The organism is Pseudomonas sp. Root401, assembly GCF_001425105.1.
GTDB lineage: Bacteria > Pseudomonadota > Gammaproteobacteria > Pseudomonadales > Pseudomonadaceae > Aquipseudomonas > Aquipseudomonas brassicacearum.
The window spans coordinates 1-1,840 of sequence record NZ_LMDO01000060.1; the positions used below are offsets into that span (position 1 = coordinate 1).

Consider the following 1,840-nt stretch of genomic DNA (forward strand, 5'->3'; position numbering starts at 1 on the left):
CCGTAAGTACCGGTGAACGTGCCGGGCGTGATTGGGCCGGACGCCACATGGTCTGCACCTTGGGTGTCGTTGGTCAGCACGCTGCCGGTCAGGGTCAGGTTGGTTTCCGAAGCTGTGCTGGCGTTGCTGTCGTCCACGGCTTTGGGCAGGTCATCGACGATATTGACGTCCAGATTGCCGTTGGCGGTGGTGCCGTTGTCGTCAGTGGCGACTACGGCGAATTGTTCGCTGAGGCTATTGGCGCCATTGGCGTTTGGATGGGTTTCATTGTCCAGCAGCGTGTAGCTGTAACTGACCACGCCGGTGGTGGCGTTGTAGCCGGTGATGGTCAGCGTATTGCCGAGTGCGGTGGTAATCGAYTGWGGGAAACCAGCCGCCACGCCACCGGTGACGACGTTAATGCCGCCGACGCTCAAGGTCTGAACACCGTCCAACGCAGTGACGGTGAACGTGCCGCTTTGAGTCAGGGCCGATGCATCCGGGCTGCTGCCGTCGCTGAGGTTTTTCTCCTGGACCGTCAGCTCACCGCCATCGGTGTCGAGGCCGGTGATGATCACCGGGTCGTCGTTGTTATGGACTTGCAGCACCAGGTTTGCGGTGCTGGTGTCGCCGTCGGCATCGGTCAGGGTGTAGGTGAAGGTTTCGCTGCCATCGCCACCACCGTGCAGCCCCTTGAANGACGCTCAAGGTCTGCACACCGTCCAACGCAGTCACGGTGAATGTACCGCTTTGAGTCAGGGCCGATGCATCCGGACTGCTGCCATCGCKGAGGTTTTTCTCCTGGAGCGTCAGCTCACCGCCGTCGGAGTCGAGGCCGGTGATGATCACCGGGTCGTCGTTGTTATGGACTTGCAGCACCAGGTTTGCGGTGCTGGTGTCGCCGTCGGCATCGGTCAGGGTGTAGGTGAAGGTTTCGCTGCCATCGCCACCACCGTGCAGCCCCTTGAARTCGGCGTCAGCGGYGTTGAGGGTGTAGGTGTAGGAACCGTCGGCGTTGAGCACCAGGGTGCCGTAAGTACCGGTGAACGTGCCGGGCGTGATTGGGCCGGACGCCACATGGTCTGCACCTTGGGTGTCGTTGGTCAGCACGCTGCCGGTCAGGGTCAGRTTGGTTTCCGAAGCTGTGCTGGCGTTGCTGTCGTCCACGGCTTTGGGCAGGTCATCGACGATRTTSACGTCCAGGTTGCCGTTGGCGGTGGTGCCGTCCGTAAGTACCGGTGAACGTGCCGGGCGTGATTGGGCCGGACGCCACATGGTCTGCACCTTGGGTGTCGTTGGTCAGCACGCTGCCGGTCAGGGTCAGATTGGTTTCCGAAGCTGTGCTGGCGTTGCTGTCGTCCACGGCTTTAGGCAAGTCATCGACGATGTTCACGTCCAGGTTGCCGTTGGCGGTGGTGCCGTTGTCGTCAGTGRCGACTACGGCGAATTGTTCGCTGAGGCTATTGGCGCCATTGGCGTTTGGATGAGCTTCATTGTCCAGCAAGGTGTAGCTGTAGCTGACCACCCCAGTCACAGCGTTGAAACCGGTGATGGTCAGGGTGTTGCCCAGCGCGGTGGTAATCGATTGTGGGAAACCAGCCGCCACGCCACCGGTGACGACGTTAATGCCGCCGACGCTCAAGGTCTGAACACCGTCCAACGCAGTCACGGTGAATGTGCCGCTTTGAGTCAGGGCCGGTGCATCTGGACTGCTGCCGTCGCGGAGGTTTTTCTCCTGGAGCGTCAGCTCACCGCCGTCGGAGTCGAGGCCGGTGATGATCACCGGGTCGTCGTTGTTATGGACTTGCAGCACCAGGTTTGCGGTGCTGGTGTCGCCGTCGGCATCGGTCAGGGTGTAGGT

At 61.3% G+C, this 1,840-nt stretch carries 2 pseudogenes; both read right to left on the reverse strand.

Features of this window, described 5'->3' with window-relative positions:
• Positions 1 to 677: pseudogene (locus ASC85_RS33350) on the reverse strand (type I secretion target); the annotation flags it as partial.
• A gap of 1 nt (position 678) precedes the next feature.
• A pseudogene (locus ASC85_RS33355) lies at positions 679 to 1,840 on the reverse strand (Ig-like domain-containing protein); the annotation flags it as partial.